The organism is Pseudoalteromonas sp. MM1 (assembly GCF_030296835.1).
Classification (GTDB): domain Bacteria; phylum Pseudomonadota; class Gammaproteobacteria; order Enterobacterales; family Alteromonadaceae; genus Pseudoalteromonas.
In genome coordinates, this window is sequence record NZ_AP027922.1 from 2,137,879 (window position 1) to 2,162,942 (window position 25,064).

The following is a 25,064-nucleotide window of genomic DNA, read 5'->3' on the forward strand; positions in this document are numbered from 1 at the left end:
ACACACTAAAACAAAATGATTACTGACATTTAAGCCCAGCAGAGTCTGCCTTATTAGGCACAAACTGAATGTTTGCTACCGATACTGAGGTTTTGCTGCTTGCATGTAAACTAAACGGGCTTGTAAGGCTTGCAAAATCTACGCCTTGGTTAGCAAAACAACGTAAGTCTACCGACACCGATTGCCATTTATTTTTGATTGATTGATCAACCATTTTACTCAATGCAATCGCACCACCACACTCACCTGAACAAGTCATAGCAAGGTTTACATCATCGGTTAGTGGCTCATTGAGTTTAATATCAAAACTAATAACGCCATTAGCCTCTAAATACGTAATGGTATCTTCTGCAAAGCTTGTGACTATTTCAGCACTTGCCTTTTGCTCGCCACTAAAATTAAATTGGCGTGCGTCTTCTTGAACTGTTTTATCCTCAGTACGGTATTTAAGTGCCCCCAGTTGATGAGTACTGCTTGATACATCTAATAGCTCATCGCCAGATTTAAGTAATAAACGCCACGGAGCAACCGGTGCGCCAACTAAAATATCCATATTAGTGAGCGCTGAGTTATCTAATTTAGAGTCTTCGTCTAAATTATCAGCTAATACATTTTTATCGCCATAAGTTAAACCAAAGCCGTACGGTAATAATGGGCTGTAATCGTCATCGCCTTTATTAACCGTTGCTTGTACTGCTGTTTTAGGCCATGAAAACGAAAGCTTGCCGCTAAAGTCATGTTGAATGCTGCCATCTTTGGCTTTTAAAATAACATCGGCAATACCGCAGCCCTCTGTACCTGGCAGCCATGCTGCAACAAATGCATCTGAGGCATTCAATTCACTGTTAACCCACATAGGGCGACCCGAAATAAATACCGATACAACCGCAATATCCTGCTTTTTTAATGACTTTAATAACGCGAGCGATTTTTTATTACCGCGCTCAAATTCAAGGTTATCTCTATCGCCGTGGCCTTCTGCATAAGGCTCCTCTCCAAATACCACAACGGCTACATCTGGGCGCTGATCATATGAGCCATCTGCACTTAAAATGGCACGACCACCCGCCTGCGTAATTTGTTTTTCAAGACCTGCATAAATAGACGTAGCTCCAGGAAAATCGGCATTTTTGTTATTAGTCCCTTGCCACGTAATACTCCAACCACCCGACTGCTTACCTATGTTATCGGCGCCATCGCCAGCAATTAATACAGTTTGGTTTGCATCAAGAGGCAAAATATTGTTTTTATTTTTAAGTAAAACAAGTGATTCGCGTACTGCTTGACGCGCAACTTCGCGGTGCTGCTGCGCACCAATTAGCTCCGTTTTACCCGAGAACTGACGCTTAGCCGGGCTTGGTTTATCAAATAAACCGGCACGCAATTTAACGCGTAAAATTCTACTTACTGCATCATCAATGCGCGACATGCTGATTTCGCCAGCTTTCACTTGCGCTATGGTGTTTTCGTACAGCGGCTTCCAAGCGCCCGTTGGCACCATAAAAATATCTAGCCCCGCATTAACAGCCTGTGCACAGCTCTCGTTTGTACAGCCTTCAATCTGGCCGTGGCCGTTCCAATCACCTACAACAAAGCCATCAAAGCCCATGCGAGTTTTAAGCACATCCGTTAACAGGTATTTATTGCCGTGGTTCTTAACCCCATGCCAGCTATTAAACGATGCCATAACCGACTGACTCCCCGCCGATAAGCCGCCTACATAACCTTGGGCATGTATATCAAACAAATCTTGCTCACTGTCGATATTATTACCTTGGTCATCGCCATCAACTGTGCCGCCATCACCTAAAAAGTGCTTAACGGTGCTAATAACGCGTTTATCACTTAAAAAGTCGCCATCAGCCTTACCCTGTAAACCATTTACAATTGCGGCGGAATAATCGCGTACAATACGAGGGTCTTCTGAATAACCTTCATAGGTTCTGCCCCAGCGGTCGTCACGCACAACAGCCACTGTAGGTGCAAATACCCAATCAATACCCGTTGCCATTACTTCAACCGCAGTGATAGCTGCTATTTGTTCAATCAATGCTGGGTTGTTTGCCGCACCTAAACCAATATTATGCGGAAACAAGGTCGCGCCAATTACATTATTGTGACCATGCACCGCATCGGTGCCCCACATTGTCGGTATTTTACTGCCATCAATAGAATCATCTACCGACGCCTGATAAAAATCTTCAGCCAACTTTACCCAGTCCATTGGTGTTGCGTGTTTATCACCATTAGGAAAGGCACCGCCTCCGTTTAGGTATGAGCCAAAGCCATATTTGCGCATGTCTTCAACGGTAATATCACGAATTTCTGGTTGAATCATTTGAGCTACTTTTTGCTCAAGTGTCATCGTTTTTAAATAATCGGCTATTTTGGCTTCAATTTCTGGGTCTTGTTTTACGGCAATATTAAGTTTTGGCCAAATTTGTTCTGTTTTAGACAACGCATTATTAGCTTCAGGAGTGGTTGGCGCGTCATTTGAACAAGCCGCTAAAATGCCTACTGATGCAATTAATGAGGCACGTGCTATTTTATTAAGTGAAAAAGGGGTTTTCATTATAGAGTCTCCTGAGCTTGAACTGGTTTACTTGCGCTTAAACCATAAAACGCGATAAATAAGTAACAAAAAATAGGTAAAACATACGAAAGTTGAACACCCACACTATCAGCAAGTGCACCTTGTAAAAGTGGCACTATTGCCCCCCCAACAATCGCCAAGCACAAAATACCAGAGCCTTGCGCGGTATGCTTACCAAGGCCATTTAACGCTAAACTAAAAATAGTTGGGAACATAATAGAATTGAATAAACCAACCAGTAGTATTGACCACATTGCTAATTGACCCGACGTGCTCATAGCAATAAACACTAAAACAATGGCCATACTTGCGTTAAAGCCAAGCACTTTACCAGCGGGTAATTTTTGCATGACGGCTGCACCAATAAAACGCCCCACCATAGCTCCACCAAAATAGTATGTGATGTAGTGAGCGGCAACATGCTCTTTTAAACCAGCAATATTTTCTTGTGCTAAAAAGCTAACTAAAAAACTGCCAATTGCAACCTCTGCGCCTACATACATAAATATACCTACAGCACCGAGTGTTAGGTGACGGTACTGCCATGCACTACCCTCAATGGTCTCTGACTTTTCAGCGGCTTGTTTTTGCTCATTCATTATGTCTGGCAATTTAAGCCATGCAAAAATACCGGCTAGTAAAATAAGCATGCCTGCTAATAGTAAATAAGGAAGTTGTACCGATTCTGCATTTTGTGCCGGTGTTAAAAACGCCTCAGAAGCAGAGTCAAGAATCAAAAATGCACCAAATGTAGGAGCAACCGTAGTGCCTAGCGCATTAAATGCTTGCGTTAGAGTAAGGCGAGAAGACGCTGTTTTAGGGGCGCCCAATAAACTTACATAAGGGTTTGCAGAAACCTGCAATAAGGTAATACCGCTTGCCAGTACAAATAAAGCAAACAAAAATACTGGGTAATTATGTAGCGCCGCGGCTGGGTAAAAAAGTACACAACCACATGCTGCTATAAGTAACCCCACTACAATGCCTTTTTTATAGCCTAATTTTTTAACTATATAGCCACTTGGCAGTGACATTAAAAAATAAGCGCCAAAAAAACAAAATTGCACCAGCATGGCTTGTGCATAAGTTAGGTTAAACACCGCTTTTAAATGCGGGATTAAAATATCGTTTAAGCAGGTAATAAATCCCCACATAAAGAATAAAGTAGTTAAAGAAGTTAATGCAAAACCATAGTTTTTATCTTGGTAGTTTTGCGACTGTGTGTGTGTCCTCAGTGGTGCTGAACTGGCCATGGGCTCTCCGCAATTTATTATTATAAATTAGGGCGTGTTGTTCTTTGCGGATTGAGATTTGTTCAATCTAGGGGCGATTAAATCGCGGCGCGAGGTTTGTAACCTAGTGGGCTAAGTAAAAACCAAGCAACAAAGAGTTAATCGTCCCTAGAAAGAACCCGAAGGGCAACGTATGTTTGGCATTTATGCTGCGTTATCGCCTATTTATGGGGAATAACCACACTTCATAGGCTCTGCCTTGCCTAAAACCAAACATACAGCTGCAAATTCAACCATCAAAGATCAATACGCCCTAATACAAAAGTCGTTATTAAAAATTGCCGTGTAACCCAGCAACATTAAAGAGTTGACCTTCGTATCAATTAACACTAATCTAAAAATGTAAGCGCTTTCACGTGTAATTAAATACGAACATGTAACATATTTCAACAAGTTTTATTTTTTTATAAACGCGCCCTTACGCTTCATCGCAGTAAATACAGTGGCTATTTATGCATTTAAGGTTTAAAAAGGTTTGTTACTAATGACAAAATTATCGTTACCATCTCATTCACCTCTATTAACAAAAAACTTTGTTTATGGTGTGGCTACGGCATCATTTCAAATTGAAGGCGGGGTTGAGCATCGCCTACCCTGTATATGGGATACCTTTTGCGATACACCCAACAAAATAGCCGACAGCTCAAATGGGCATGTTGCCTGCGATCATTTCAACCAGTGGCAAAACGATATTGAATTAATAGACTCGCTTGGCGTAGATGCGTATCGACTTTCTATCTCTTGGCCGCGAGTTATCACCTTATCGGGCGAGCTAAACCCTGAGGGCGTAAATTTTTATATTAATATTCTTGATGAGCTCAATAAGCGCAACATTAAAGCGTTCGTAACGCTATATCACTGGGATTTACCTCAACATTTAGAAGATAAAGGCGGCTGGTTAAATCGCGATACAGCTTATGAATTTGCTCGGTATGTAAAGCTTATTAGCCAAGCATTTGGCGAGCGGGTGTTTTCGTACGCGACCCTAAATGAGCCATTTTGCAGTGCCTTTTTAGGCTACGAAGTAGGCATACATGCTCCAGGTTTAGTGGGCAAAGAGTACGGTAAAAAAGCGGCTCACCATTTATTGCTTGCCCATGGATTGGCAATGGATGTGCTAAAACACACCTCGCCTAATACTCAAAATGGTATTGTGCTTAATTTTACACCTTGCTATCCCTTAACGCAGTCAGCAGAAGATATAAATGCAGCCCGTTACGCCGATGATTATTTAAATCAATGGTATATGAAACCAATAATGGACGGCCAATACCCAGAAATTATAAAACAGCTTCCTAGCCATCAGCAGCCTGAAATCCACCCAGGCGATATGGACATAATTTCACAGTCTATTGATTACTTAGGCATTAATTTTTATACGCGCCAAATATACAAAGCGCATCCTAGCAATATATACGAGCCACTTGATCCACAAGGGCCTCTAACCGACATGGGCTGGGAAATTTACCCGCAGTCGTTTACCGATTTACTTGTAGCACTTAACAATACCTACACCTTACCGCCTATTTATATTACCGAGAACGGCGCGGCGATGCCCGACGCCATTAAAAATGGCGAGGTAAACGATGTAGATCGCGTAAACTATTATCATAGCCACTTAAATGCCGTGCACGATGCCACAGCACAAGGGGTTAATATTATTGGTTACTTTGCGTGGAGCTTAATGGATAATTTTGAATGGGCTGAGGGCTATCTAAAACGCTTTGGTATTGTTTACGTTGATTATAAAACTCAGCAACGTACTATAAAAGCCAGTGGCCAAGCTTATAAAAGCTTAATACAAAGCCGTAAATAGCCAATAAAAGCTATACGATTAATCGCATAAATAAAAATCAAAAAGCGAGTACCTAACATCATGATAAGTGTAAAAGAAAAAATAGCCTATGGCCTTGGCGATACGGCGAGTAATATTATTTTTCAAACAGTTATGATGTTTTTAATGCTTTACTACACAGATGTAGTAGGGCTTTCTCCTGCGGTGGTAGGCACCCTATTTTTAGTGGTTAGATTGTTTGATGCCATCACCGACCCGGTTATGGGTAACTTAGCCGATAAAACCAAATCGCGCTTTGGCCATTTTAGGCCCTATTTATTGTGGCTTGCCCTGCCCTTTGCGCTTATTAGTATTTTAGCTTTTACCACGCCAGAGCTTGAAGGCACAGATAAAATTATTTACGCCTTTACCACCTACACCTTGCTTATGGTGGCGTATACCGCCATAAATATTCCTTACTGCGCATTAGGTGGGGTGCTCACAAGCGATGTAAAAGAGCGTGTTAGCGTGCAATCGTATCGTTTTGTGTTTGGTATGTTAGGCGGCGTTATTGTCGCCGGCTGTACAATGCCAATGGTTGAATACTTTGGCCAAGGCGATAACGCCAAAGGCTATCAATACACCATGACGGCAATGAGCTTGCTTGGCTTAGTGTTATTCTTACTGTGTTTTTTTGGTACCAAAGAGCGCGTAGAGCAACCTCCTGAGCAAAACCTGTCGTTGTTTAAAAGTTTAAAAACCTTGATTAAAAACGATCAATGGCGTGTCCTGTGCGCTGCCGCACTGTTTTTACTCACTGGCCAAGTATTGCGTTTAACCTTAGGGGTTTATTACGTTAAATACTATTTAGGGCAAGAAGATTTAATTACCTCCTTTATGACCTTAGGCGTGTTTGCCAGTATGGTTGGGTGTGCGTGTGCTCAGCCGTTGGCTAAACGGTTTTGTAAAATAAAAGCCTATATTAGTTTGCAGTTAATTGCTGCAGGCATATGCATTGCGAGCTATTTTATCTCCCCTGATAACATTACTTTGGCATTTGCCGCCTTTATTTTGTGGAAGTTTTTTTTAGATATGGCCACCCCGCTACTGTGGGCAAAAATGGCCGACACCATAGACTACGGGCACCACAAAACTGGGGTAAGAATTACTGGCCTTGTGTATTCGGGCGTTATATTTTTCATAAAAATGGGTGTGGCGTTAGGCGGGGCAATTGCAGGCTGGCTGCTGTCTTTTTATAATTATCAGGCGCAAACAATGCAGAGCCTGGATACGCAGCAAGGTATTTTATTATCGTTTACTATTATACCGGCGTTTGGTTCTTTGTTTGTTGCTTTTATTATGCGTAAATACACGCTCAATAACGCACAGTTAGCCTCTATACAGGCATCGCTAAAAACTAGTGCTAGTTAACATTTAGTGGGTACGGTATTATTTGCCTGCTAAAATAAAGGATATAAGTGAGTTAACAATAACATGGCCACAATTTATGAAGTGTCGGAGCTTGCTGGCGTATCGTTAGCTACAGTGTCACGGGTAATGAATAAAAACACCCGCGTAAGTGAAAAAACCACCAAAAAAGTACTCGATGCAATGCAACAGCTGGGCTATAAGCCCAACTCTATTGCGCAATCGCTTGCCTCGAACAGAACCAACAGCGTGGGAATTTTGGTCTCAGAGCTTCATGGTCCTTTTTTCGCTCAAATGATGGCGGGCATCGAGTCAGCCCTGCGCGCTGCGGGTAAGCACGTTATTATTACCACCGGTCACAGTGAAGACGATAAAGAAAAAGACGGCATTGAATTTTTAATTAGCCGCAAATGCGATGCGCTTATTTTACATGTAGAGTCAGTCAGTGATGACTACCTAATTGAGCTAAGTAAAGGTAAAACCCCTATTTACCTTATTAACCGATACGTACATTCACTTGAAAGTAACTGCATTAGCCTAGATAACGAGCTCGGCGGCTACTTAGCCAGTAAATCTATTGTTGAACAAGGCCACAAAAATATTGCTTATATTGCGGGGCCGCAAGTTAAAGCCGATGCCAGAAACCGTTTAAAAGGACATAAAAAAGCGCTTCGTGAGAACAATATCCCCTTTAATGAGGCGCTGTTTTACGAAGGTGATTTTAACGAAATTGGTGGCAGCAAAGGCCTTGAAAAACTACTCAATACGCGTATTCCCTTTAGTGCTTTAGTGTGTGCCAACGATGAAATGGCATCAGGCGCTATGAAATACGCCCGTGAGCATGGCTTTAATTTACCAAACGATTTGTCGGTTATTGGCTTTGATAACGTTATATTTGCCAATTACCTTTACCCTACACTTACCACCATAGATAACCCAGTAGAAGAAATGGGTGAGATGGCTGCAAAAATGGTGCTACAAGATGTGTATCAGTATAAAAACTTACACATAAACCGCGTGTTTGAACCCACTTTAATTAAACGCGACTCAACCCAAGCATTGCCAAAATAACGCATAAAAAGCGGCGCTATATTAAGCGCCGTTTTTATTAACCCCCCAGGAATACCAATCCGCAATAATACTTAATCATTTTGCGGGGCTAAATGTGTCGCTACTTTCGTTAAAAAACTCTCATTTAGAACAACTAAATAGCGAATTTTTTGCCTAGTTATCAACACATTTATCCATCCTCAAAATAGATCACTTAATTATGCGCATTGGTATAACTTATTTTGCTATCCACGGGGTTACTTTAACTACATTTTCTATATCACCGAGCAGATTTACGTCATCTTCCCAGTTATCCTGTACTGCAAAGTAGCAGATTGATTTTTCGCACTGTATATGCGGGTTATTAAAAGTCACAGGCTCTTTAAACGTTACAGCAACGCCTTTTTGCTCAGGCAATAAAAACCACATGAGCTTACTAACAAAAAAGCCCGATAAATCTGTTAAAAGTTCATCTAACTCGTTATTAATTGTGTACAACGAATCTTTAGTGAAACTAAGCCCTTCAAATTCGCTGGCCTCAATTTGCAATTTTAACTGACAATCGTGATCAGGATTTTGTGGCTCTACAACAATAACGGCTTTATCCGTATCGAGCTGCTTATCAAACGGTAAAAGTAACTGTGCTTTATCGGTAAAATTAAGCGGGTATTCGTTATTTTCGGTTAAAATTGTGCCGCTTTTAATAGCGCATGCCTCGTTTGTGGCAATGTCGCTAATGTAAAAGTTAACCCGTGCATACTGAAAGTCGCCCTTGTTAACCACTTTTAATCTATCGTAAAAGCCATCGTACGACATTACAAACTCTTTGGCGTTAACATTGAGTGTTAAAACACTCAGTGCTAGTAGCGATATAGCTTGAGTGGTTTTTAAAATTCCTTTATTCATCAAAGTAAGCTCTGTTTTGGTTAATCATGGTGTTTAACTCTTCTATGTAGGCCTCGCCGCGCTCAGAGTACGACATTAACCCATGGGTTAATGCCGTTGCCGCAATGGGCTTTTGCTGTCGGCGCAGGTCTTCGCGTATCAGGCGTAAATCTTTGTAAGCAGAATGCGTGTTAATATTTCTAAAATACGAGCTTACTGCCGCACGTACCGACTTAAATGCAGCAACTTCGTGTGCCGCTCCAGTATTGCGGCGTCTTGGAACCATACCGCAGCCTTTTGAATAGCACCATTGGCCAAAAAAGTTAAGCCCTATGCGTGCAAAGCGCGATGTACCCCACGCCGACTCATTCGCCGCTTGCATTAGCGCAAGCTCTTTAGGAATAATATCAACACGGCGCAGCGCTTGGCTTAAAATTAGGGTGTTTACTGTTTCAGGTAAGCCATAGGCTTTTAAAATATTAACGATGTCGCGCTGTTGTTTTTTCTCGAGCGGTTCGTTGTATTCAAGCATCATACGCGCAATTTCTAACTTAGCGCGTTGCTGTAATATTTTTTTATTTTCAGCCTCAACGTGCGGGCGAATAAAATCAAAAAATGCCTGTTTTTTCTCTTTTACGTCAGCAAATTCAGAAAATTTAGGTAAGGTAACATTGTGCAGGGGTTTTTCTTTTTTCTTTACTTTTTTAGGTTGTTCACCTGTGGTTTGTTCTTCAACCTCTTGCTCATTACTTTGCATAAACGGATATGCAAGCGCCCATAAAAAAAATACGCTTAGTAACAGCTTTAAAATGGTTTTTAGCATGTAGTCTCTCTTTCAAACAACAATTATGCATGGGTAATACACACGCATACGAAACCCCATTATACCTAAGCCACTTTGTAAACGCGAATAACCTACTTTGTTCATTCGCAATTTATAAGCACAAAGGTATACTGAGCAAGTAGCCGCTGATTATGAATAAATACGCTACGATTAAATAACCCCTTGTTTGATAACGTTTTAGGTAAAGCAGTATGGATAAACAGTGGCAACAACGAATAATAGAGCAAGCTAAACACCGCCCTAATGACAATCGTTCACCTTGGCAGGTTGACCGCTCTCGCATTATTCATGCGGCAGCATTTAGGCGTTTACAAGCAAAAACCCAAATTATGGGGATAGGTTTAAACGACTTTTATCGCACTCGTTTAACCCATTCGTTAGAAGTATCACAAATTGGTACCGGCATATTGCGGCATTTAAAAGCGCAGCACAGCGATTTTGAACATTTCCCCTCTACTGGTTTATTAGAAACCTTATGTTTAGCGCACGATATAGGCCATCCCCCGTTTGGCCACGGCGGCGAAATTGCCTTAAATTATATGATGCGTGAGCACGGTGGATTTGAAGGTAACGCACAAACATTGCGTATAGTAGCTAAACTTGAGCCTTACTCTAACGGGCACGGCATGAACCTAACTCGCCGCACGTTACTTGGCTTTATTAAATATCCCGCATTTATAGACGATTTATGGCACACCATTCCTGAGATAAATAACACACGCTCATTTATAAAAGCAGATGATTGGCGCCCCGCTAAAGGCTTATACAAAAACGATGCACAAATATTTGAGTGGATCATTGCCCCTTTAAACAACAACGACAAGGCGCTACTAACAAGTCATACGCCTATAGATCAATACCGTGCAAAAACCCGTTATAAATCGTTAGATAGCGCCATAATGGAACACGCCGATGATATAGCGTACGCAGTGCACGACCTAGAAGATGCAATAGCCACTAAAGTGCTTACACTAGATGATTGGCAAACACACGCATTACCCCACTTAAACGCGCTTAATTACGATTGGTTAAACACTAAATTAGACTCGCTCACCCAACGCTTGTTTTCAAAAAACGATTTTGAACGTAAAGACGCCATAGGCGAGCTGGTAAATATGTTTATTATTCATATTCATTTAGATGTGCAACATGGTGATTTTGATTGCCCTATTTTGAAGTACACCGCAAAGCTGGACCCGCAGTACGAGCGCGTTTTGCAAATATTAAAGCATTTTGTATTTAAGCGCTTAATACGCGACCCAGAAATGCAGCAAATAGAGTTTAAAGGTCAAAACTTACTAATTGAGTTATTTACCGCTTTTGCCAGCGACCCACTACGTTTATTGCCCGAAACCACACAAGCTCTTTACATAGAGGCCGAGAAACAAAACCAAGGCATGCGCATAATATGCGACTACCTAAGCGGCATGAGCGATGAATACGCTTATAAAACCTATCAAAGGTTGTTCTCCCCTATTCAATAATGGTTCAATAAAGCCAAGTGCGCATCTGGCACTTGGTCATCTCTTGACAATTTTTACCTGCAAAGTCTCATAAACCATTGTATATTTAATAAACTATAAAAATAAGAGCATGGATTATGAACACACCACACACTTTTAACTCCTTTAAAGCGTTTTACCCGTATTACTTAAAAGAGCACCGCAATGTAACCTGCCGCCGTTTACACTTTGTGGGGAGCGTACTAGTACTGGCAGTTATCGTAATCGCGCTGTTAAAACAGCAATACACCCTATTATGGTTATTGCCTGTTATTGGCTACGGATTTGCGTGGGTTGGGCATTTCTTTTTTGAAAAAAACCGCCCTGCTACATTTAAGCACCCAATTTATAGCTTATGGGGAGATTGGGTTATGTTTAAAGATATACTTATCGGTAAAATAAAATTTTAATTTTTATATTATTTTCTCATAAAAATCACTCGCAACCTTTTTAAACGCTATACAAATTGCAAATTAAATACCTCACCTTTAAATGTTAATTAATTTAACATTTAAAGGTGAGGTATACACACATTTTTTAAACCCTTTTATTAAATACACATTTTCAAAGGCCCTCACACTGCCCTTACCTGTTAATCAAATGTAAACACTAGGATTGGTAATTATTTTAAGCTTCATCAGTGACTTACCAAATTCAGCCTGTTTATAACTTTTAACTTGTTTAGCTTCATTAATTCGAAATTGTAATTATATACCCCATTATTTTAATTGAATGTTATTCAATTGACTCATTTTGTTAATGCGGTTTATGTTCTCAAAGCCGATTAAATAAAAATTAGCGGTTATAAAAAAATTTTAAATCAATGGGTAATCAAACGAGGATCAACAACATGTATAAAAGCCTACCGTTTAGGTTAAATAATGTAAAAATAAGTACAGCGCTGGCTATGGGTGCATCGTTTTCTCTATTCGGCGCATTTTCTGCACATGCAGCAGAGCAGTCGCCGCAAGTACAAGAAGATATAGAGCAAATAAGCGTTATTGGCTCACGTCGTTTGGGGCGTACTGTAGAAGATAGTGCCGTTCCTATTGATATTATTGGCGCAGAGGCGCTTACCAGCTCAGGCCTTACAGAGACAAACGCGCTGCTGAGCAATTTACTACCCAGCTTTAACTTTCCGCAAGCATCACTTACCGATGGCAGTGACCACGTACGCCCTGCACAGCTTCGTGGTTTAGCGCCCGATCATACCTTAGTGCTTGTTAATGGAAAGCGTCGTCATAGTAGTGCTCTACTCAATCTTAATGGTTCAACGGGCCGTGGCTCATCGTCTGTAGATTTAAATGCAATACCAGCTAATGCAATTGAACGCATTGAAGTTTTACGCGATGGCGCTGCAGCACAATACGGCTCTGATGCAATAGCGGGTGTGATTAATATTGTACTTAAAAGCGCAAGCAGCGGAGGCTCCCTTGCAGCTATTTATGGGGCAAATATTACTGAAATGGATGGTGTACCTGAGCTTGAATCGGTATCTGAGGGTAGCGATGGCAACTTAGTATTTACAGAAGGCGGCGATCGCTCTTTAACCGATGGGCAAACGCTCACTCTGCAAGGTAATATTGGTTTAGAGCTGGGTGATGATGGCTTTTTAAATATTTCGACCGAATACCGCGACCGCCACTCAACTAACCGTGCCGATTATGATCAACGCGAAAACTACGACCGATTAGAAGATGGTTCACTCGACCCTCGCGAGTTTACCGTTAACCGCTATAACCATAATTTTGGTAACGGCGATGTAGAAGACCTATCGGTTTTTTATAATGCAGGGTATCAACTAGCCAACGATGTAGATTTGTATTCTTTTGGCTCCTACTCTAAACGAGAAGGCGAAGGCGCTGGTTTTTATAGGCGCGCAAGTGACAGCCGTAATATTCAAGAAATTTACCCCGACGGTTTTTTACCTGTGATCACCTCAGATATAAACGACTACTCACTCGCGTTAGGTGTTAAGGGTTTTATAAGTGATTGGAACTACGATGTATCGGCTGTGTATGGGGAAGATGCATTTGAATTTGGCGTAACCAATAGTTTAAATACGTCGTACGGACCAACTAGCCAAACAACTTTTGATGCAGGTACGTTGACATACGATCAACTTACTTTAAATGCCGATTTAAGCCGCGAAGTTGATATAAGCTTTTTAGAAAGCGCAGTCAGTGTTGCCATTGGTGCTGAGTACCGCCGTGAAGGCTACCAAATAGAAGCTGGCGAAGAAGCCTCATACGCACAAGGCACATTTGGCCCAGGCGGTGTAGTCACAGGCGAAGATGGCCCGTTTGGTGCAGCAGGTGCACAAGTATTTCCTGGCTTTACACCTGAGTCTGAAGGTGACAACAGCCGTCATAATGTGAGTTTTTACATAGACTTAGAAACCTACCTCACAGATGATTGGAATATTGCTGTGGCAGCGCGTTATGAGGATTACTCAGATTTTGGTGATACACTTAACGGCAAAATTGCAACACGCTATTCGTTAACTGAAGATTTAGCCATACGCGCTTCAGCGTCAACAGGGTTTAGAGCGCCTTCATTACAGCAGCAATATTTTACCTCAGTTGCTACTGTATTTGTTGATAGCGTTCCGACCGAAACCGGCACCTTTGCACCAAGCAGTGATGTAGCCAAAGCGCTTGGCTCGCCGGGCCTTGATGCCGAAGAAGCCACAAACTACGGGGTTGGCTTTACTTGGTCTACCGACTTTAATTTCAGCTTATCGGTTGATTACTATCAAATACTAATTGATGACCGGATTGTTTTATCAAACAATTTATCGGGCGCAGCAATAGAAGAGTTGCTAGCTGGCACGGGCGCTAACCAAGGCCGCTTTTTCTTAAACGCTATAGATAGCAAAACGCGTGGTGTTGATGTGGTTGCCTCGTACAACTTAATCACCGATGGCTATGGCGATATTGCCTTTAACTTAGGGTATAACTACGGCAAAAATGAAGTCACTGATATTATTGACCCGCCCGCTGAACTACAAGGTGCTGGGTTTGATCAAGACAACTTGTTCTCAGGTACAGAGCTACGCCGCTTTGAAGTAAGCACCCCGCGCAATAAATACAATTTAAGTGCTACATGGACCCATGATGCGCTGCGTACAACACTTAGAACTACGCGTTATGGTGAAACCCAAGACCCTTCATCAACGCCTGAGCTAAACGAGGTATTAAAGCCTAAGTGGATCACTGATTTAGATGTAGCCTATGCCGCTACTGATAACCTAACGCTTAGTTTAGGTGCCAATAACATTTTTGATGTATACCCAGATCCTACCCGCGAAAATGTAGAAGAAGTCTCTACTTTTTCTCGCTTGTTTGCTTATTCAAGCTTTTCGCCCTACGGATTTAATGGCCGTTATGTGTACGGCAAAATAGAAATGAAGTTTTAAGCGCTCAACATTTCAAAAACTACTCCAAAACACAAAAGCCACCTAGTCGGTGGCTTTTTACTGCGAACTAGTTAAATTAATTAGACTTTAGTTAACCAGCCGTGTTTGTCTTCACTTTTACCCCATTGAATATCGTTCAATGCTTGGCGTAATCGCGCTGTTGTAGGGCCTGGCTCGCCACTGCCTACTTTGTATTCTTTATCGTTATGAATAAACGTGCCTACCGGCGTTAACACCGCAGCAGTGCCTGAAAGTGCAGCTTCTGTACCTGGCTTTGCAGCACGCTCTAAAAGCTCGGTAACACTAAAGTTACGCTCGCTTACCGTCATGCCTAAATCTTTTGCAATGGTTAAAATGCTATTACGGGTTACGCCATGTAAAAACGTGCTATCGAGCGCTTTGGTGATAATTTCGTCACCGTCAATAAGAATAAAGTTAGCAGCACCTGTTTCTTGTACGTCGCCGCCTGGGCAAAACAATATTTGATCGGCTTGGTATTTTTCGCGTGCTGCGCTAATTGGTGCAAGTGCACTGGCGTAGTTACCGCCGCTTTTTACCATGCCCATGTGCGGCGCACAGCGCATGCCATCTTCTTCAAGTAATACACGCAGTGCAGTAGCGCCACCGGTAAAGTAATCGCCAACTGGCGATAAAAGTGTATATAACAACGAGCTCATTGACGGTGCAGCCGCTTTACCAATGGCAGCCTCTGTTCCTATGTGAGTTGGGCGAATGTACATAGAGCCCGGTGGTAATGGCGTTTCATCAGCATACTCTTTAACAATCTCGATAATCATGTCTTTTAGCATTTGCCCATCAAAGCTTGGTAAGCTTAATAACGCAGAGCTTTGCTGCATACGCGCAATGTTCGCATCTATTCTAAAAATATAAATAGAGCCATCTTCGTGGCGAAAAGCTTTTAAGCCTTCAAAACACGTGCTTGAATAATGAAGGACGTGCGCGCCCGCATGAAGTTCAAGTTTATCGGAAGGGACGATTGAGCTTTCGCTCCATTGGTTATCTGAAAAACGAGCTTGAATCATCTGCGGCATAAACACAGTACCGAATGCGGCCATTTTAATCTCTCTTGTGTGGTCTATTTTTCTCCATTGTATGACAATCATGCATCGTTTAACCATAGCAAAACTGAGGCTTTTTTAATTATTAAAAAGAATTTTTTGCAACTGCTGTTTATAAATTGGCCACATTGTTAACCACATACAAAAAAGCCGATTAATGCATCTTCATTAATCGGCTTTTTAAAGGCACATTATTTATTTAAACGAGTACCTAATAATACGTTTTAATACCGAGCCGTACTGTTTAAAAAAACCACCTGTATGATAATCAATACCGTGCTTTTGCATAACGGCTTGCACTTGCGGGGCCACCTCTTGATAGCGAGAGGACGGCATATCAGGAAATAAGTGATGCTCAATTTGGCAGCTTAAATGCCCAGTTAAAACATGAAACCAATGCGATCCTTTAATATTAGATGAGCCTAAAACTTGGCGATAGTACCATTGCCCTTGCGTTTCGTTTATGCAGTCTTCTTGTTTAAAGGTTTCGGTGTCCTCAGTAAAGTGGCCACAAAAAATAATGGTTGAGGTCCATAAATTACGGATTAAATTTGCCAGTAAGTTGCCTGCTAATACCCATACAAACAAAGGCCCTGCCAATAAAGGAAATATCACATAATCTTTTATTAATTGGCGCGCGCCTTTACTAAAAAAACGCTGTTTTAGGGTAGAATGCGATACACCCCCTTCGCGGTTTTCTTTCTTTTTACCTATAAACACACGTTCCGCTGCCAGTTCGTGATACGACACCCCCCACTGAAACAGCACACTTAAATTTATATAGGTAATAAACTGCCATACATTTTTTAAGCGCCATTTAAAATCATTACTTAAACGCAATAAGCCATAACCAAAGTCGCGGTCTTTACCAATAATATTAGTGTACGTGTGGTGCTCAAAGTTATGAACGCGATGCCAGCTTTGCCCATCGCAGGCAATATCCCATTCATAATGCTGCGAGTTAAGCTGCTTGTCGTTCATCCAATCGTATTGGCCGTGCATAACGTTGTGGCCAATTTCCATGTTGTCTAAAATTTTTGCCAGCGCTAATAACAGTACACCCGCAACCCATAAAATTGGCTGAATAAAGCCCAGCATAAGTAAAATACGCCCACTCCACTCACATAGACGCTGCTTTTTAACAACCGAGCGAATGTAGTTTGCATCTTGTTGCCCTACTTTGCTTAGCGTATCCATTTTTATGGTATCTAAATCGTGGGCTAACTGATCAAAGTTTATGTTTTTCATAGTTGTAACTCCAAGTCGCTAACAGGTTGGCTTACACACAGTTGAATTAACTGCTCGCCATTATCACTCAGCTCGCCGGTTTTTAAATTACGCACCACGCCTGACTTTTTAATGCACTGACACTGATGGCAAATACCAATGCCACACCCGCGTTTAACTGGTAGTTGTTTTGCCTCAAACTGTGCTAACAAAGCGTTGTTAGCATTGACGACATGAGCGGTGCTATTAATCTGTACGTTAAATAGGCTGTCGTCATTTTGGCTTGGCTGTGTTAAACCAAATGCCTCTTGGTAATAATTTAAATGGTGCTTTTTAGCAAAATCACTCACCGTTTTCATAAAGTTTGCTGGCCCACAGCAGTAAATATCTGGGTTTTCCCACACATTTACATGGCGTGTAATGTCACCTGATTGCTCGCGAGTGAGCAAAAAAAATGAAAAATGCGAAAACTGATTTGCTAATGCACTTAGCTCATCTACACATTGGTGTGCTGCAGCTTTGGCATAATAAATTAACGATACTTTTTGTGTGGTATGTTTTAAATGCTCACTAATCATGGCAAGCATAGGTGTAATACCCGAGCCCCCCGCTATAAACGTTGTATTGTTTTGGGAATTTTTATAAACAAAGTCGCCACTAGACGCTGAAATATTACACCACTCACCGACTCGTAAAGCACTGCTTAAAAGGCTTGTAAAACGCCCTTGCTCATTAGTTTTAATTAATAAACGCACTAACCCCGTTTTTTTAAATTGCTCAGGGCTTGAGGCAACCGTAAACACACGGGTTAATAAACGCCCATTTATTTCTACCGTTAAACTAATATGTTGCCCAGCAATGTGTGCCTGCCAATGTTGAGTAGGCTTTAAGGTAATACTTAAAAAATCACCATTGTGCTGCGTCAGCTCTTCTATTTTTGCTCTATAAAGACCAGCACGCCACGCAGGCTTAACCATTTGCATAATGGGCTCAATGTAGCCTGCAAAGCTTTGATGGTGTAAAAACCACTTCGCAAATTGGTCTAATACTTTAGTAATCATCACTATTAATCTCTTGGATATTAAATATTGAATTTGAACTTACATGTGTACGCCCAAACTTCAGCGCACAAGTGTACGCCCAAAAAATTTAATTTCAATAGTATTAGAGTAAATATTCAATTTTTTTAGTGCAGTTTTTACGCAGCGCCCTAATTCAAAGCAATTAACTAAAGCCTCAATTAAGGTGCAATAAATAGCTGTTTAAAATATTAAAACCAGCAATAGCGCTTTGAAGATAAGCCCTTTATTATTGAAATATATGGTTTTTATTAAAGCGCTACATTTAGAAAAATCAGCAACAATATGCTAATGTAGGTATTACTTGCTTACTTATTGGACAGGACAACAACCGTGTTTTTACCTATAAAAACGATTGCTAAAACAGTATCCATGGCGTTTATAGCTGTACTCGTTTCAATGCCAGTGGCGGCTGTTGATTACAAAAACCTTGATGTATTAGCACTCAATGTAAAAGCCGTCAGTGTGGCTAAAGGAGTAACTATCCCCTGGGCTATTGAGCCGCTAAGTAATGGTGATTTACTTATAACCGAGCGAAGCGGCACACTTTATTTATTGCCTAAAAACTCATCAACCTTAACTAAGCTCTCGGGTTTGCCACAAATTGATGCTAACGGGCAAGGTGGTTTACTCGATTTAGCCCTACATAGCGACGCAAACAATAATCAATGGCTTTACATAACTTACTCAAGTACCCAAGGCGCTAAAAGTGGCAGTAATACAGCCCTAATGCGCGCCAAGCTTAGTGACGATCGCACTGAGCTTTTAAACACACAATTACTTTATAAAGGTGAGCATAACAGCACAAAAGGCCAGCACTACGGCAGCCGTATTGTGTTTGATAACCAAGGCTATGTTTACTTTTCTATTGGCGATCGCGGCGCGCGCGATAAAAATCCGCAAGACTTAAGCCGTGATGGCGGTAAAATTTATCGCTTACACATTGATGGCCGTATTCCTAAAGATAACCCGTTTGTAAATCAAAAAAGCGCTAAACCCGCTATCTGGTCATACGGACACCGTAACCCACAAGGCATGTGGTTTGATAAAACAACACAAACGTTATGGTCTCATGAGCACGGCCCACGCGGCGGCGATGAGCTAAACATAATTAAAGCGGGCGCTAATTATGGCTGGCCGGTGGTTAGTTATGGAGTTAATTACAGCGGTTCGTCGTTTACCGACATACAAGAAAAAGACGGCATGCAATCGCCCGTACTGCATTGGACCCCCTCCATCGCCCCTTCTGACATGTTATTGGTTAGCAGCGATAAGTACCCGCAATTAAAAGGCAAGCTTTTGCTATCGTCTATGAAGTTTTCGTTTTTAAGTGCACTGGAAATATCTAACAAAGGTGTTTCAAAGCAATATAAAATTTTAGAAGGAATAGGCCGCGTTCGCAGCTTAGCACAAGGCAGTGATGGCTATATTTACTTAGGCATTGACGGACAAGGTATTAAACGCCTTGAGCCTGACCTATAAAACCGTTTGTAACCGCAGCATAGCAAATAATGCGTTTACCTTGTTTTTATTAACAAGGTAAATGCCCTTCGGCTAAAAGAACTATTTAGCTCTTTGTAGCGTATGGTAATGCTATTACTTTTATAAAACTAAGCGAGCTCCATGTTTTCATTATTTAAATCAGACCCGACAAAAAAACTACGCAAAGAGTACGACGCAAAACTTGAGCAAGGCATGCAAGCACAGCGTAAAGGCGACATTAAAAGCTACGCCATGTTAAGCGCAGAAGCCGAAAAAATCTGGAGTGAAATAGAAGCGCTTGAAGCAAAAAAGCCAGATAATACCAATCGTGTTAAGTAATTAGACATTTATAGCGACGGATAAATAGAGTGATAACAAGGCATAAATTTCGACATGTAGTTGTTCTACATGAGAAATTTATAACGCAGTTAACGCTTTATTTAGCACGCGAGAGAGGCTAAATATTTAAGTCGATTGGTATAAATATCGTGTCTGTACTGTTTTAAAAGTAGAAAGACGCGTTTAGTAAATAATTCATCACCTCGTTTTATAGCCTCCACCAGCCAAAAACCACCTTTTATAATAGGCTTGCATAAACAAATGTACTTAAAGCCGTTACTTACGTTATCGCCACCGTGTTTTTAGTGAATATTAAATGATTTAAAAAAGGGGTTTAGCTTTCATTTTAAATCTTTAGCTGCTGTATTTGCTTACTTCGATGGCGTTTTTCCTCCTAAGTCAGAAAATGAGGATGCTTTCTTCTTTTTTACCTGCTATTAGATAACAATAGGACTTAAAGTTTAAAGCTGGCAATGTGTTACAGTATTTGTTATTAATATTAAAAATAATAAAGAGGACATACTTTGCTCATAAAAAAAGGAAAGTGTCCTCTGATAAAGTTGTTATGTTCTTCTATGAAAAATCATCACCAAATTGTTTTAACCAAATATCAGAATCTTATGGCACCTCATGAGAAAATATTGGCTAGGTGGTTAACGGAAGAGTGGGATGGAGAAGGTACAGAGTTACCAAGTTGGTTACTAAACAAGATTTGGAGTAAATACCCTTCAAATTGCTTAAATGACCCATCGGCTCTAGCAAGAAAACTGTTCCTCAAAATTATGGAGAACAACAGGGGGGAAATATCTCTTCGGGAAAAACGAACATAACAAACGCATTAACACTCGCTGCGCTCGCTAGGGACAAAAACACGTAGGCTCCCTGCGCTTCGCTTGGTATTGTAGCCTACGTATTTTTGCCCGTTATGCGGGCCGTTATACGACATGGAGACATTGTGCAGATAACGGATAATATTGAAAAATATGGATGGCAATTCCAGTATGTATTTGATGCCGAAGGGGATAGACCAAATTTTGCGTATACAATAGGTTTGTTCGAAAGTTATTCTCACCCTGAAATCATGGTATTCGGCCTGAGAAAGGATGTTATGCATACACTTCTTTCAAACATCGCTGCTGAAATAAAAAACGGAGCGACTTTTAACTGTGATACAAAGTTTAGCGGCTTACTTAGCGATAACTTTGAAACAATGTTTAAAGAAATGCGAAGTGAATGGAAAAGCGAATATGCCGGTATTGCATTGGATTACTATGATAGAGAAATACCAATTTGGGTCTTGTTCTGGCCTGACAAGAATAATGTACTTCCATTAGAAAACGATTGTGAGCTTACAGTTCAGGCAGAGGCTGTAAGTGTCGTATAACAAAACACTAAAGGCACTCGCGCTGCTCGCTGGGACGCTAACACATAGGCTGCGTCACTTCGTTCCTAATTTTAGCCTATGTGTTATCGCCCCTTAGTGGGGTGTTAGGTTACCTTTGAAGTTATGCGTAAGTTTTTAAATGTGAGCAAACAACGTCAAAAAGCACTGGAGAAACAATTCCCAAAGCTTATAGATTTAGCTCAAGCTAACGAAACGAAAGAGTATACTTACTTAGCAGTTTCTATTTTTGACCATTGGCTTAATCGTGACGAAGCAATGGAGTTATTAGGTGATCTTGATGCAAGCGAAATTTTGCGAAGAGCTTCAATATTTGAGGCCTTTAATCACTTGTTATCTGAGCAAACAGAAATATTAACTTTTCGCTTTCGCGGATTAAAAGGTGACAAACCTAGGTTTAAATCATTCCTATCAGAACATGCGCAATCTATGTATTTGCGGCAAACTGATATGGGTATGTATCAAGTCATTCTTCCTAGATTAAATGCGGTCTACTTCGAAGGTTATGACGACACAAATGTGTTTTATTTGAAAGATCTTAGTGTTAGACCCATCATTGAGTCTTGTGCTGAGAAAGTAGGCCTACATTGTTTGGAGCATTGGTAACCTAACAAACGCTTTAACCAAGGGACGCAAAACAGCAGGCTTGCGCTCCTTCGTCGCTAATTTTAGCCTGCTATTTTGCGCCGGTTAAGCGGGGCGTTAGCTGTACATATGAAAACTGATCAAACTTCTCAATTATTGTGGTTCATTTTTCTGATTCTAGGGATCTGGTTTTCAATCGAAACAGTGAGTAGAACTTTCTATGGTTTTGAGCTTGTGTTTTGTACTGCTGTGATTGGTTTGGCTGTAGGGTTTATCATCCATAAAAAGCGTAATACGTCTGAATTATGGGATAGTTTTGTTGATAGAAGAAGCTTTTTTAGAAGCCAAAGAAGAACAACATATATGTTCTTTTGTCTGGCTGTTGTAGGTTTCTCAAGCTCATATATATTAGTTGGCGAGACAGTAAGTATAAATGTTGAAATAACTGACAAAAGAGTCAGCAAAGGAAAATCGACTAGTTATATCTTGGCTATCGCTCCAGAGGATCTTGGCCCATTAGATTTAAAAGTTGGCGAAGATTTTTGGAACTCTCAATCCGCAGGAAACATACTCACGATTGAAGTTCAAGAAAATATTCTTGGTTTTTATGTGGTTACGGATTACAGTACAGCTAACAAAGCAAATTAAAAAGTGCGGACAAAAAACAGTTGGCTTTGTTCGTTCCTCACAAATTTTAGCCAACTATTTTTAGCCGTTTATTTGCGGCGTTAGGCACTAGGTAGACACTGTGGATATTGAAGCAATCAAAAAAGAAGTATATAAAGCTAGAGAAGTTTTTGAAAAACATTGCAATCATATCAGCAAGACTTTTTTTGGTGACTTCCCATCAGCCTCATGTGGCCCTTCAGCTGACCTAATAGCAGAGTACCTCCTAAGCAAAGGCGTTCAAAATATTGAATATGTATATGGTGAGCGAAATGGTGGCTCACATGGTTGGCTTGAAATTGAAGGCCATATCATTGATATAACAGGTGATCAATTTGAGGAGGGGATCGAAGGTGTTTTTATTTCATCTAACCGAGACTTTCACAACCAATTTTCGCCTCAAACGCGGAACGATAAACCTGGTGTAAATGGTATTCTTCGAGACCCTTATAATAAGTTCAAGGCGCTTATGGAAACACATGCCTAACAAAACAAATTAAAAATGCGGACAAAAAACAGTTGGCTTTGTTCGTACCTCACAAATTATAGCCAACTATTTTTAGCCGTTTATTTGCGGCGTTAGGTGTCATCAATAATGAAAAACAATGTGGTTCATCAATACACGTACTTGTTTTCTCAAATTAGTAGAATGACCGAGGTTCTTTTTAAGCATGATTCAGGTGAGCACCTACTGAATGAACAGGAAAGAGCGGCGCTAATCAAAATAAGAAAGAATGAATTTGAAAAGCTAACCAGAATAATGAGTGAGTATCCTGATGCACACGAATGGTATCGGGAGTATCAAAAATGACTTTCTTCGAGTCAGCATTGACACCTAACAACTCAATAAACTCACTCACTTCGTTCGCTGGGACGCATACACGCAGGGCGGCTTCGCCATTATGCCCTACGTGCCTGCGCCCGTTATTGAAAAGTTAGGTGCTACCTCGATGGATAACTTTCCAGAATTGCATGACTTAATTGGTTTCTTCGAAGTGGAACCGGTGATCGAAGACAGAGACGTACCTTGGTTCTATAGCAAGTTGGTTTTCAGAACTATACGCGAGCACAATAAGATCTACTTCGCTATTGAGCCGGGTCACGGAAAAGTTGTCTTTATCTGGGAAAGCTCAAATGAGCTAATCGCATCGTTAAATCTTGAAAATGTAACAGCGTTGCTATTATTCACAGAAAGTGGCACAGAGAAGCTTTTGGCAAAATTTGCTCCTTCTACAAATCAATTAGATTTTGAGCTTCAATTAAAGCCTACTATTCATATCAAATGGGGAAATGAGCGTGCAATGTAACGCACCTAACAATCGCATAAACTCGCTCGCAAGCTTGCTGGGACAAAAACACGTAGGCTCCCTTCGCTTCGCTCAGTATTATAGCCTACGTATTTTTGCCCGTTATGCGGGCCGTTAACCATATGTAGGAGCATCATGTTTTCTAAGTTTCCACCAAAAGTATCTGTTCCTCTGTTTTATGCGTTCATAACAATGATGTATCTGATTAGATTCTTTGTCGGAAACATATATGGAATATTCCTTTTAGCGTTATTTATCTACTACAGAGCTGATGAGTTATTCGGTATTAGCCCCTATACGTTTGATCAATTAGTACTCTGGTTGGTTTCTCAAAGCGAATCAACTAAAACAGCACTGCTAAGTTCATTCATTACTGTTATAGGATTTATGCTCGCCTACGCTACAGCTACGGCAAACTGGAAAGGCCAACTTCAAGCTAATCTCAAATTACAGGCAGCGGGTGAGATTGATGTATTTTTCTCAGAATATTCAAAATTAGCAACAGACTGTGAAATTTATGCGTCGTCACTTGCGGAATCGGTTGATAAAATTCAAAAAAATTGCACTATAGAAAAAGCAGTTTTCCTTGCTAACTATAATCGTGATCAAGGGCAAATCTTCATGCAAAAAAGGCAGAGGCTTGTAGCTATGGGTATCGATGTTCATAGCTTTCAGGGACGTTATAGTACGCTTCTCCTGTCTGCCCCTAATTTAAAATCTAGCCTAGATGCTGCGACTGCAGCCGTTACAAATATCAATGATAAACTCTGGATAAATGTTCCATTCCACATCCAAGGTGATGAGAATATAGTCCAAACATTTGTTAATCAGGTAAATGTTGCTGATTGTTTAGCTCTTAAATCGGCGGTTGACGCTCACCACGGTGAGCTTAATTTCTCTTCTGGGGCTGTGAGAGGTAATTTAATGTCAACTGTTATCGGTTTCAATATCTGGACAATGTACCACTTGTTTCGTCAGTGTGGTGGTTTCTATGCGGTAATTAAAGAACGCTATACTAAGTCGCAAAAAAACGGTTAACAAGGCAATTAAAAATCGCCCACATAAAGCGTGGGCTGGACTCGCTAACGCTCGCCTTTTATTGCGGCGTTGGT

General features: G+C 40.9%; 21 protein-coding genes. 14 read left to right on the forward strand and 7 right to left on the reverse strand.

Going from position 1 to position 25,064, the window contains the following annotated elements:
• Positions 1-19: 19 nt before the first annotated feature.
• Both QUE46_RS09700 and QUE46_RS09705 read right to left on the reverse strand, forming a co-directional pair.
• Positions 20-2,572 (reverse strand): exo 1,3/1,4-beta-D-glucan glucohydrolase, encoded by a 2,553-nt coding sequence (locus QUE46_RS09700; protein ID WP_286244612.1) that lies wholly within the window; start codon positions 2,570-2,572, stop codon positions 20-22.
• A complete protein-coding gene (locus tag QUE46_RS09705; protein ID WP_286244613.1) occupies positions 2,572-3,846 on the reverse strand; it encodes a sugar MFS transporter in 1,275 nt (424 codons plus the stop codon). Before QUE46_RS09705 ends, QUE46_RS09700 begins: the two co-directional genes overlap by 1 nt.
• Before the next feature lie 523 nt (positions 3,847-4,369).
• Here QUE46_RS09705 and QUE46_RS09710 point away from each other — a divergent pair.
• From QUE46_RS09710 to QUE46_RS09720, 3 genes are all read left to right on the forward strand, one after another.
• On the forward strand, positions 4,370-5,701 hold the full coding sequence (locus QUE46_RS09710) for a GH1 family beta-glucosidase (protein WP_286244614.1): 1,332 nt from the start codon (positions 4,370-4,372) through the stop codon (positions 5,699-5,701).
• 60 nt (positions 5,702-5,761) lie between these two features.
• Entirely contained in the window at positions 5,762-7,090 is a 1,329-nt protein-coding gene (locus QUE46_RS09715; RefSeq protein ID WP_286244615.1) for a glycoside-pentoside-hexuronide (GPH):cation symporter, read from the forward strand.
• A gap of 63 nt (positions 7,091-7,153) precedes the next feature.
• On the forward strand, positions 7,154-8,158 hold the full coding sequence (locus QUE46_RS09720) for a LacI family DNA-binding transcriptional regulator (RefSeq protein ID WP_286244616.1): 1,005 nt from the start codon (positions 7,154-7,156) through the stop codon (positions 8,156-8,158).
• Positions 8,159-8,374: 216 nt separating this feature from the next.
• Here QUE46_RS09720 and QUE46_RS09725 read toward each other — a convergent pair whose 3' ends face one another.
• A complete protein-coding gene (locus QUE46_RS09725) occupies positions 8,375-9,043 on the reverse strand; it encodes a DUF2987 domain-containing protein (protein WP_286244617.1) in 669 nt (222 codons plus the stop codon).
• Positions 9,036-9,845: a glucosaminidase domain-containing protein gene (locus tag QUE46_RS09730; protein ID WP_286244618.1), complete on the reverse strand. Its 810-nt coding sequence runs from the start codon at positions 9,843-9,845 to the stop codon at positions 9,036-9,038. The genes QUE46_RS09725 and QUE46_RS09730 overlap by 8 nt, the downstream gene beginning before the upstream one ends.
• 212 nt (positions 9,846-10,057) lie before the next feature.
• Between QUE46_RS09730 and QUE46_RS09735 the strand changes: the two genes are divergently transcribed.
• From QUE46_RS09735 to QUE46_RS09745, 3 genes are all read left to right on the forward strand, one after another.
• Positions 10,058-11,350, forward strand: coding sequence for an anti-phage deoxyguanosine triphosphatase (locus tag QUE46_RS09735; protein WP_286244619.1), 1,293 nt, complete (start codon positions 10,058-10,060; stop codon positions 11,348-11,350).
• A 116-nt stretch (positions 11,351-11,466) separates the two neighbouring features.
• Positions 11,467-11,778: an Mpo1-like protein gene (locus QUE46_RS09740; protein ID WP_286244620.1), complete on the forward strand. Its 312-nt coding sequence runs from the start codon at positions 11,467-11,469 to the stop codon at positions 11,776-11,778.
• A gap of 440 nt (positions 11,779-12,218) precedes the next feature.
• A complete protein-coding gene (locus tag QUE46_RS09745) occupies positions 12,219-14,786 on the forward strand; it encodes a TonB-dependent siderophore receptor (RefSeq protein WP_286244621.1) in 2,568 nt (855 codons plus the stop codon).
• An 80-nt stretch (positions 14,787-14,866) separates the two neighbouring features.
• Here the strand turns inward: QUE46_RS09745 and QUE46_RS09750 are convergent, their stop codons facing one another.
• The 3 genes from QUE46_RS09750 to QUE46_RS09760 all read right to left on the reverse strand — a co-directional run bounded on the left by QUE46_RS09750 (position 14,867) and on the right by QUE46_RS09760 (position 18,153).
• On the reverse strand, positions 14,867-15,910 hold the full coding sequence (locus tag QUE46_RS09750) for a branched-chain amino acid aminotransferase (protein WP_286244622.1): 1,044 nt from the start codon (positions 15,908-15,910) through the stop codon (positions 14,867-14,869).
• Between the two features lie 150 nt (positions 15,911-16,060).
• The gene (locus tag QUE46_RS09755; protein ID WP_286244623.1) at positions 16,061-17,113 is read right to left on the reverse strand and encodes an acyl-CoA desaturase; all 1,053 of its coding nucleotides are present in this window, start codon (positions 17,111-17,113) and stop codon (positions 16,061-16,063) included.
• Positions 17,110-18,153 carry a flavin reductase family protein gene (locus tag QUE46_RS09760; RefSeq protein ID WP_286247720.1) on the reverse strand — a complete coding sequence of 348 codons (1,044 nt, stop codon included), beginning with the start codon at positions 18,151-18,153 and terminating at the stop codon, positions 17,110-17,112. The genes QUE46_RS09755 and QUE46_RS09760 overlap by 4 nt, the downstream gene beginning before the upstream one ends.
• Positions 18,154-18,543: 390 nt before the next feature.
• On the opposite strand from QUE46_RS09760, the gene QUE46_RS09765 reads away from it, so the two are divergent.
• The 8 genes from QUE46_RS09765 (at position 18,544) to QUE46_RS09800 (ending at position 24,990) form a co-directional block, all read left to right on the forward strand.
• Positions 18,544-19,653 carry a PQQ-dependent sugar dehydrogenase gene (locus QUE46_RS09765; protein WP_286247721.1) on the forward strand — a complete coding sequence of 370 codons (1,110 nt, stop codon included), beginning with the start codon at positions 18,544-18,546 and terminating at the stop codon, positions 19,651-19,653.
• 141 nt (positions 19,654-19,794) lie between these two features.
• Complete coding sequence (locus QUE46_RS09770; RefSeq protein WP_024033426.1) at positions 19,795-19,992, forward strand: DUF6435 family protein; 198 nt, start codon at positions 19,795-19,797, stop codon at positions 19,990-19,992.
• A gap of 955 nt (positions 19,993-20,947) precedes the next feature.
• Entirely contained in the window at positions 20,948-21,376 is a 429-nt protein-coding gene (locus QUE46_RS09775) for a DUF4262 domain-containing protein (protein WP_239247971.1), read from the forward strand.
• Between the two features lie 123 nt (positions 21,377-21,499).
• Positions 21,500-22,000 (forward strand): hypothetical protein, encoded by a 501-nt coding sequence (locus tag QUE46_RS09780; protein WP_286244624.1) that lies wholly within the window; start codon positions 21,500-21,502, stop codon positions 21,998-22,000.
• A 108-nt stretch (positions 22,001-22,108) separates the two neighbouring features.
• Positions 22,109-22,627: a hypothetical protein gene (locus tag QUE46_RS09785; RefSeq protein WP_286244625.1), complete on the forward strand. Its 519-nt coding sequence runs from the start codon at positions 22,109-22,111 to the stop codon at positions 22,625-22,627.
• Between the two features lie 100 nt (positions 22,628-22,727).
• Positions 22,728-23,132 carry a hypothetical protein gene (locus tag QUE46_RS09790; protein ID WP_286244626.1) on the forward strand — a complete coding sequence of 135 codons (405 nt, stop codon included), beginning with the start codon at positions 22,728-22,730 and terminating at the stop codon, positions 23,130-23,132.
• Between the two features lie 463 nt (positions 23,133-23,595).
• Positions 23,596-23,952, forward strand: coding sequence for a hypothetical protein (locus tag QUE46_RS09795; RefSeq protein ID WP_286244627.1), 357 nt, complete (start codon positions 23,596-23,598; stop codon positions 23,950-23,952).
• Positions 23,953-24,087: 135 nt separating this feature from the next.
• Complete coding sequence (locus QUE46_RS09800) at positions 24,088-24,990, forward strand: hypothetical protein (RefSeq protein ID WP_286244629.1); 903 nt, start codon at positions 24,088-24,090, stop codon at positions 24,988-24,990.
• The last annotated feature ends 74 nt before the right edge of the window (positions 24,991-25,064 follow it).

Coding starts and splice junctions, on each gene's coding strand:
- QUE46_RS09700 (WP_286244612.1), bottom strand. CDS start 2,572: ATGAAAACCCCTTTTTCACTTAATAAAATAGCACGTGCCTCATTAATT.
- QUE46_RS09705 (WP_286244613.1), bottom strand. CDS start 3,846: ATGGCCAGTTCAGCACCACTGAGGACACACACACAGTCGCAAAACTAC.
- QUE46_RS09710 (WP_286244614.1), top strand. CDS start 4,370: ATGACAAAATTATCGTTACCATCTCATTCACCTCTATTAACAAAAAAC.
- QUE46_RS09715 (WP_286244615.1), top strand. CDS start 5,762: ATGATAAGTGTAAAAGAAAAAATAGCCTATGGCCTTGGCGATACGGCG.
- QUE46_RS09720 (WP_286244616.1), top strand. CDS start 7,154: ATGGCCACAATTTATGAAGTGTCGGAGCTTGCTGGCGTATCGTTAGCT.
- QUE46_RS09725 (WP_286244617.1), bottom strand. CDS start 9,043: ATGAATAAAGGAATTTTAAAAACCACTCAAGCTATATCGCTACTAGCA.
- QUE46_RS09730 (WP_286244618.1), bottom strand. CDS start 9,845: ATGCTAAAAACCATTTTAAAGCTGTTACTAAGCGTATTTTTTTTATGG.
- QUE46_RS09735 (WP_286244619.1), top strand. CDS start 10,058: ATGGATAAACAGTGGCAACAACGAATAATAGAGCAAGCTAAACACCGC.
- QUE46_RS09740 (WP_286244620.1), top strand. CDS start 11,467: ATGAACACACCACACACTTTTAACTCCTTTAAAGCGTTTTACCCGTAT.
- QUE46_RS09745 (WP_286244621.1), top strand. CDS start 12,219: ATGTATAAAAGCCTACCGTTTAGGTTAAATAATGTAAAAATAAGTACA.
- QUE46_RS09750 (WP_286244622.1), bottom strand. CDS start 15,910: ATGATTGTCATACAATGGAGAAAAATAGACCACACAAGAGAGATTAAA.
- QUE46_RS09755 (WP_286244623.1), bottom strand. CDS start 17,113: ATGAAAAACATAAACTTTGATCAGTTAGCCCACGATTTAGATACCATA.
- QUE46_RS09760 (WP_286247720.1), bottom strand. CDS start 18,153: ATGATTACTAAAGTATTAGACCAATTTGCGAAGTGGTTTTTACACCAT.
- QUE46_RS09765 (WP_286247721.1), top strand. CDS start 18,544: ATGGCGTTTATAGCTGTACTCGTTTCAATGCCAGTGGCGGCTGTTGAT.
- QUE46_RS09770 (WP_024033426.1), top strand. CDS start 19,795: ATGTTTTCATTATTTAAATCAGACCCGACAAAAAAACTACGCAAAGAG.
- QUE46_RS09780 (WP_286244624.1), top strand. CDS start 21,500: ATGCGTAAGTTTTTAAATGTGAGCAAACAACGTCAAAAAGCACTGGAG.
- QUE46_RS09785 (WP_286244625.1), top strand. CDS start 22,109: ATGAAAACTGATCAAACTTCTCAATTATTGTGGTTCATTTTTCTGATT.
- QUE46_RS09795 (WP_286244627.1), top strand. CDS start 23,596: ATGGATAACTTTCCAGAATTGCATGACTTAATTGGTTTCTTCGAAGTG.
- QUE46_RS09800 (WP_286244629.1), top strand. CDS start 24,088: ATGTTTTCTAAGTTTCCACCAAAAGTATCTGTTCCTCTGTTTTATGCG.